6 protein-coding genes and 1 pseudogene are annotated in these 7,365 nt (G+C 73.8%); 5 read left to right on the top strand and 2 right to left on the bottom strand.

Going from position 1 to position 7,365, the window contains the following annotated elements:
- Together IH44_RS0138105 and IH44_RS0138100 are read left to right on the top strand one after the other, a co-directional pair.
- Positions 1-259 (top strand): annotated as a pseudogene (locus IH44_RS0138105) (carbohydrate ABC transporter substrate-binding protein); the annotation flags it as partial.
- Between the two features lie 163 nt (positions 260-422).
- Complete coding sequence (locus IH44_RS0138100) at positions 423-1,754, top strand: cellulase family glycosylhydrolase (protein ID WP_051818193.1); 1,332 nt, start codon at positions 423-425, stop codon at positions 1,752-1,754.
- Positions 1,755-1,854: 100 nt separating this feature from the next.
- On the opposite strand, the gene IH44_RS42010 is transcribed toward IH44_RS0138100, so the two are convergent.
- Positions 1,855-2,352: a hypothetical protein gene (locus IH44_RS42010; RefSeq protein WP_035957586.1), complete on the bottom strand. Its 498-nt coding sequence runs from the start codon at positions 2,350-2,352 to the stop codon at positions 1,855-1,857.
- Between the two features lie 629 nt (positions 2,353-2,981).
- On the opposite strand from IH44_RS42010, the gene IH44_RS0138090 reads away from it, so the two are divergent.
- The 3 genes from IH44_RS0138090 (at position 2,982) to IH44_RS0138080 (ending at position 6,805) form a co-directional block, all read left to right on the top strand.
- Positions 2,982-4,076 carry a glycoside hydrolase family 11 protein gene (locus tag IH44_RS0138090; RefSeq protein WP_035957584.1) on the top strand — a complete coding sequence of 365 codons (1,095 nt, stop codon included), beginning with the start codon at positions 2,982-2,984 and terminating at the stop codon, positions 4,074-4,076.
- Between the two features lie 297 nt (positions 4,077-4,373).
- Positions 4,374-5,246 (top strand): ATP-binding cassette domain-containing protein, encoded by an 873-nt coding sequence (locus tag IH44_RS0138085; RefSeq protein ID WP_030464434.1) that lies wholly within the window; start codon positions 4,374-4,376, stop codon positions 5,244-5,246.
- The gene (locus IH44_RS0138080) at positions 5,243-6,805 is read left to right on the top strand and encodes a hypothetical protein (protein WP_035957581.1); all 1,563 of its coding nucleotides are present in this window, start codon (positions 5,243-5,245) and stop codon (positions 6,803-6,805) included. Before IH44_RS0138085 ends, IH44_RS0138080 begins: the two co-directional genes overlap by 4 nt.
- Before the next feature lie 35 nt (positions 6,806-6,840).
- Here the strand turns inward: IH44_RS0138080 and IH44_RS0138075 are convergent.
- A partial coding sequence (locus IH44_RS0138075) for a class F sortase (protein WP_030464432.1) occupies positions 6,841-7,365 on the bottom strand: 525 nt, incomplete at its 5' end.

The following is a 7,365-nucleotide window of genomic DNA, read 5'->3' as shown; positions in this document are numbered from 1 at the left end:
CTCCTCGGTCAAGGGCTCCGAACTGCCCGCCACGCTCAAGCCGTTCACCGACAACGGGGTGCAGCTGATCGGGCAGCAGCAGGACAAGTCCGCCGTCGTGAAGAAGATCGACAAGGGCGCGGAGATCAACCTGGACGCCCCGGACTACCGGCAGAAGCTGGTCGACATCGCCCGCGGCGCGGCCCCCGGCGACCGGGACAGCTACTTCGCCGAGCTGAACAAGAAGTGGTCCGAGGCCCAGAAGACCGTCAACGGCTGACCGCACCGGCCGAGCCGACCGCACCGGCCGAGTTGACCGAGCGGTACGCCCACCGCCACCCACCCCGCGGCCCGGCCGGAACCCCACCGGCCGGGCCGCTCCCGGGACTTCACGATCCCCCCAGGCGCCACCCCCACCCCACCCGCATGTCCGGAGGACGCACGTGAACGACCAGCCCCGCACCACCAGCCGCCGCCACCTGCTCGGCGCGGCCGCCCTCGGCCTCGCCGCCACCCCGCTGCTCGGCAGCACCGCCTTCGCCGCCGGCCAGGACGCCCAGGGCTCCAACGGCCAGGGCTCCAACGGCCAGGGCGGTGGCGGCCAGGACGGCTCCGGCCGCGGCCGCCGCTCCTTCGTGACCGCGCGCGGCGGTGAACTGCGCCTGGACGGGCGGACGTTCCGGTTCGGCGGGACCAACTGCTACTACCTGCACCAGCAGTCGCACTACATGATCGACGCGGTGCTGAACGACGCCGCCGCGATGGGCCTGACCGTCGTCCGCGCCTGGGCGTTCGCCGACGGCTCCGGCCACTCCTACCGGGCCCTGCAGCCCGAGCCGTTCCGCTACGACGAGGCCGCCTTCGACAGCCTCGACTACGCCGTCCAGAAGGCCGGACAGCTCGGCCTGCGCCTCGTCCTCCCGCTGGTCAACAACTGGCCCGACTACGGCGGCATGCAGCAGTACGTGTCCTGGTTCCTCGGCCTCGCCGACGACTCCTACGGCGACGGCGTCAACCACGACAAGTTCTACACCGACGCCAACTGCCGCAAGGCGTACCGGTCCTGGGCCAAGCACGTGATCCAGCGCCGCAACCGCTACACCGGCCTGCGCTACGCCGACGACCCCACCGTCATGGCCTGGGAACTGGCCAACGAGCCGCGCTGCCGCAGCGACAAGTCCGGTGCCACCCTGCTGGGTTGGGCCCGCGAGATGAGCACGTACGTGAAGTCGCTGGCCCCGCGCCAGCTGCTCGCCGTCGGCGACGAGGGCTTCTACGGTCGGGCGAACGAGGCCGACTACCCGTACTCGAACTACGAGGGCAACGACTGGCTCAAGCTCACCGCCCTGCCCGCCGTCGACTACGGCACCGTGCACGTCTACCCGCAGAACTGGGGCGAGACCAGCAGCAACAAGCCCGGCACCGACGCCACCGGCTGGGGCACCCGCTGGATCACCGATCACCTCGCCGACGGCCGCACCCTCGGAAAGCCCGTCGTCATCGAGGAGTTCGGCTTGCAGATCGACGCCGGCCGCGACATCGCCGACACCGCCGCCCGCGACGCCGCCTACAAGGCGTGGACCGACGCCGCGCTCGCCTCCGGCGCGGCCGGCGACCAGTTCTGGCTGCTCACCTCCCGGGTCGACGACGGCTCGTTCTACCCCGACTACGACGGCCACCGCGTCATGTGGAACAGCGACCCCGCCAACCCCACCCGCACCACCGCCCACCTGTTCGCCACCCACGCCGCAGCGATGACCGCCGCCACGCACTGACGGCCCTCCCCGCCGCCTGACTCCCGCTCGACCTGCCACGGCCCGCGGAGGCAAGAGCCTCCGCGGGCCGTGGCGCGGGCCCGAGGGCCGGGCCCGGGGGTCAGGCGTCCCAGCTGAGCTGGTAGACGGCGGTGGCGGTGTTGCTGATGTGGACGGCGCCGGTGAGGCCCTTGTAGGCGCCGGTGCCGCCGGTGACGACGCCGTCGAAGTTCTTCGGGTACTTGGCGGTCAGCGGGTTGTCGATCGGGACGACCGCGGTGAAGGTGACCTGGTCGCCGCCGGTGAAGACCAGGTCGGCGGTGCAGAAGGCGGTCGCGGAGTCGACCGAGATCGCGTCCTTGGTGCACTGGTCGTAGACGGTGGCGACCTGTGCGCCGGTGCTGTCCTTGGCCGTGGCGGTGCCGCCGAAGCCCGCACCGATCGCGTTGGCCGCGCCGGACGCCGAGTTGGTGCCGGTGAAGTCGATGGTGACGGTGGGCGGCGCGGCGCGGTGGGCGTCGGTGGTGGCCGCACCGGCCAGCGCGGGAACACCGGCGACCACGGCGGCGGCGCCCACGGCGAGCGCGACGATGCCCTTGGCCTTGGCAGTTCGGGACATGGTTCCTCCAGTTCGGTCCGGGCTGGGAGTACCCGGGGGCGGGCCCACATCACCACACATCGGACACGCAACGTGGTCAGGCGTCACTCCCCGTGTCGGCCACCCCGTGCCGCCGGACACGCCGTCAGATCCCTTGCCGGACAAGGCCCCGCCGTCCGCGGTCGACCTCCGTGCCGGACCGCCCAAAATCACCCGTTCGTATCCGCAGCGCCCCGGTGCCGGGGGTCGGGCCCGGTGCGGCCGAAGCGGCCGGTTCGGTCGGTGCGGCGATCGATCGGGGATCGATCGAGAGATCGAAATTTTCGAGAAATGTGCCCTCTTCGGCCTGTCGTCCTTGCAAGCTTTCATGGCGGGGCGCCTCTGCTGGGCGGGTGGGGCGGATGCCCGGGCCCCCGTTGACGGTCGGTGAGCTGCGGAGATGCTCGGCCGCGGGAATTCCGGCCGCTCGGCACTGTTTCGCAGGCGTGTCGAAAGTGTTGACACTCCGACAGGTGCGGTCCAGCATCATCGCCAACGGCAGGCCCTCACGACACCCGCGCGCTCCGGCCGCCACCTCGGCCGCGGCGCCGCGCCGGGTCGTGCCGCGGCGCGCCCTTCCGTCCGTCCCCCACCGAAGAGGAAGCAGGCCCGTGAAGCCCATCCGTCCCACCCGAGGCGGCCGCCTCTCCCGGCTCGTCAGCAAGGCACGCATCCTTGCCGTGGCCCTCGCGGCCGTCCTCGTCGTCCCCGCCGTCGCGAACGCCGACACGACCATCTCGTCGAACAGCACCGGCACCGACAACGGGTACTTCTACTCGTTCTGGAGCCAGAACAGCGGCCAGGCGTCCATGACCCTGGGCGCCGGCGGCCAGTACAGCACCACGTGGAACAACGTCACCAACTTCGTCGCCGGCAAGGGCTGGAACCCGGGCACGACGGACGCCGTGACCTACTCGGGCACGTGGAACTGCAACGGCAACTGCTACCTGTCGCTGTACGGGTGGACCACCAACCCGCTCATCGAGTACTACATCGTCGACAACTACGGGAACTACAACCCGAGTTCGGGCGCCACCAAGCTGGGCTCGGTGGTCAGCGACGGCAGCACCTACGACCTGTACTCGACGCAGCGCACCGACGCCCCGTCCATCGAGGGCGACCACTCGAACTTCACGCAGTTCTGGGCGATCCGCCAGGCGAAGCGCACCGGCGGCACCATCACCGTGTCCACCTTCTTCAACGCGTGGGCGAAGGCGGGCCTGAACCTCGGCACGCCGAACTACGAGATCCTGGCCACCGAGGGCTACGGCAGCAGCGGCAACTCCAACATCACGGTCAGCCACGGCACCGGCGGCACCGGCAGCCCGTCGCCCTCCCCGACCGGCGGCACCAGCCCCTCGCCGTCCCCGTCGCCCAGCCCGAGCGGCACCACCGGCGGCGGCAGCGGCTGCACCGCGACCTACGCCAACGCGTCCGACTGGGGCTCCGGCTTCACCGGCGCGGTGACCGTCAAGAACAACGGCTCCACCGCCACCAACAGCTGGAAGGTCACCATGACCTACGCCGGCAACCAGACGGTCACCAACCTCTGGAGCGGCACCTACACCCAGTCCGGCAAGGTCGTCACGGTGAACAACGCCGCCTACAACGGCTCCGTCCCGGCGGGCGGCACCACCAACTTCGGCTTCAACGCCAACTACAGCGGCACCAACGCCGCTCCGACCCTGGCCTGCACCACGGGCTGACCGGACGGACCGACACGCCGGAAGGCGGTGCCACCGCTCCCAGGGTGGCACCGCCTTCCGTTGCGCGCGCCCGCCCCCGGCCCCCGTTACCGGGCAACCCCCGGCTACCGGGCGGATATCTGCCGAACGGCAGATGGCGGGCCGTCCCGGATCGGCGAGGCTCGGGGCGTGAGCGACCGCAACGGACCGGAGGAACCGGTGGACCGAGGACGTCCCGAGGCCGGGGACAGCAGCAGGGGCAGCAGCAGGGGCGGGGACGGGTGGAAGGCGCACGGCGCGCGGCGGGAGGGGGCGCCGGTGATCGAACTGGCCGGGGTCGGCAAGGTCTACCGGGGCGGCAAGCGGGCCCTGGACGGGGTCGGGCTGACGATCGGGCCGGGGCTGCTCGGCCTGCTCGGGCCGAACGGCGCGGGCAAGTCCTCGCTGCTGCGGATCCTGGCCACCGTCACCCGGCCGAGCACCGGCACGCTGCACTACCGGGGCGTCGACGCGGTCGCCTCCCCCGACCGGCTGCGCCGCGAACTCGGCTACCTGCCGCAGGACTTCGGTGTCTACCCGAACCTGACGGCGCGCGAGTTCCTGGCCTACCTGGCCGCCGCCAAGGGCCTCTCGGCACGCTCCGCCCGGGCCCGCACCGACGAGCTGCTCGAACTGCTCAACCTGACCGAGGCCGTCCGCCGCCCGCTGCGCGGCTACTCGGGCGGCATGCTCCGCCGGGTCGGCATCGCGCAGGCGCTGCTCGCCGACCCGAAGGTGCTGGTGGTGGACGAGCCGACCGCCGGGCTGGACCCGGAGGAGCGGGTCCGGCTGCGCAACCTGCTCGGTGAACTCGCCGCCGAGCGGGCCGTGTTGCTCTCCACCCACATCGTCTCCGACATCGAGTCGACGGCCGACACGATCGCGGTGCTGGCCGGCGGCCGCCTGCTGCGGCTGGGCACCCCGGAGCGGCTGCTGCGCGAACTCGACGGCGGAGTGTGGGAGTTGACCGTCCCGGCGGCGGACGTGCCGGCCTGGCAGGCGCGTTGGCGGGTGGGGCGCACCGTCCGCACCGCCGAGGGCGTCCGGCTGCGGCTGCTGGCGTCCGGCCCGCCGGCCGCGGCCGCCGTGCCGGTGCGGCCGGACCTGGAGGACGTCTACCTGGACACCGTCCGGCCGGGGGCGGGGCGGTGACGGTGCGCGCGCTGGCCGGGCTGGCCGTCGGGGACTTTCGGGAGCGGGTGCGTCGCCCGGTGTACGCGGTGACGCTGCTGGCCGCCGTGGGCCTGGGGCGGCTGGCGGTGCCGGACGCCGACAGCCGCTGGGGCGTCATCGACGTGGGCGGCAACCGGGGCGTGTACAACAGCGCCTGGGTCGGCACCGCGACCGCGCTGGCCGGGGCGCTGTGGCTGGCCGTCGGCGGGTTCTACGTGGTGCGCGGCGCGATCGTCCGGGACGACACCACCGGGGTCGGGCAGGTGCTGGCGGCCACGCCGCTGCGCTCCGCCGGGTACCTGGCGGCGAAGTTCCTCTCCAACCTGCTGGTGCTGGCCTCGATGCTGGGGGTGCTGGCGGGCACCGCGCTGGTGCGGCAGCTGCTGGCCGGCGAGGACCGCTCCGTCGACCCGGTTGCGCTGCTGGCGCCGTTCCTGCTGATCGCGCTGCCGGTGCTGGCGGTGACGGCCGCGGCGGCCGTGCTGTTCGAGACCGTCCCGCCGCTGCGGGCCGGGTTCGGCAACGTGCTCTGGTTCGGGTTGGCGCTGCTGATCGCCATCGGCGGCCAGTCCGCGCACGCGCCGTTCGGCGGCCTCGGCGTGCAGCACGCGGTGCCGTCCCTGCGGCGGGCCCTGGAGGAGCAGCAACTCGCCTACGCTCGGGGCGGGTTCAGCATCGGACTGACCGAGACCGAGCATCCGCTGCACCCCTTCCGCTGGGACGGCGCACCGCTCACCGGTGGCTTCCTGCTGGCCCGGCTGGCGCTGTTCCTGCTGGCCGCCGCGGCCGCCGTGCTGCCCGCGCTCTGGTTCGGCCGCTTCGACCGGACCGCGGGGCGCCCGAAGGCGGCGGCGGGGAAGGCGGAAGAGCAACTGCCCGGGAGGGAACGGGAGTTCACGGGGCTGCCGGGCACCGTGCCGGTGCGGGCCGGGGCGTTCGGGCGGCTGCTGGCGGGGGAGGCGCGGATCCTGGTGCAGGGCGTGCCGCGCACCTGGTGGACGGTGGTCGCGGGGCTGTCCGCCGCCGTGTTCGCGGTGCCCGAGCGGGCGGTGAGCGGGCTGCTGCTGCCGGTGCTGTGGCTGTGGCCGGTGCTGCTGTGGTCCCGGCTGGGCTCCCAGCAGGCCGAGCACGGGCTGGCCGAACTGCTCGGCGCGCACCCGGCGCCGCGCCGGCGGCTGCTGGCCGAGTGGGCGGCGGGCGTCCTGCTGACCGCGCTCACCGGGCTCGCCCCGCTGCTGCGGATGCTGGCCGCGGGCGACGGCGCCGGGGCCGCGCACTGGCTCGGCGGGCCGCTGCTGGTGCCCTCGCTGGCCCTCGCGCTCGGGGCGGTCAGCCGCGGCCACCGGCTGTTCCAGGCGCTCTACCTGCCGCTGTGGTACCTGCTGGTCAACCGGGTCGCGGCGGTGGACTTCATGGGCGTGGCCCGCACCGCCGGACACCCGGACGGCCCGCACCCGCTGCTGGTCGCCGCCCTGTCGGCGGCCCTGCTCGCGGCGGCGGCCCTGGCGGCCGAGGCCCGCCGGGGGCGGGCCGGTTGACGGTGCGTCAGGTGGTGGAGGTCAGGTGCCGGGCGTCAGGTGGCGGAGGTCAGGTGGGCGTACACCACGGTGTTGGAGTCGTAGCCGGTGTGCCGGTCGTAGTGGCCGCCGCAGGTGATGACCCGCAGTTCGGCCCGGCCGGTCGGCGCGTACACCTCCCCGGACGGGAAGGCGCTCTTCGGGTAGGAACGCACCGCGTCCACGGTGAAGGTCGCGGTGCGGCGGTCCTGCCGGGTGACGGCGATGGTCAGGCCGGGGCGCAGCAGCCCCAGCCGGTACAGCACGCCCGGGCCGTGCCGGTCGTCGACGTGGCCGACCACGACGGCGGTGCCGTCCGCGCCGGGCGCGGGGGCGTCCCGGTACCAGCCGACCAGGTCGGGGCGGCCGAGCGGCGGGGTGCCGAGGGCGCCGGAGGCGTCCAGGCCGAGCGGGGTGAACGAGGCGTCCACCGAGATCGACGGGATCCGCAGCCGGGTCGGGTCGGAGGGGGCGAGCGCGGCGGTGTCCGGGGTGACCGCGGGGCTCGCGGCGGGGGCGGGCGCGGTGGGGGCGGGGGCCCC

It is taken from the genome of Kitasatospora sp. NRRL B-11411 (assembly GCF_000721345.1).
In the GTDB taxonomy this organism is placed as follows: Bacteria; Actinomycetota; Actinomycetes; order Streptomycetales; family Streptomycetaceae; genus Kitasatospora; species Kitasatospora cineracea.
This window is presented reverse-complemented; position numbering and strand designations above follow the sequence as displayed.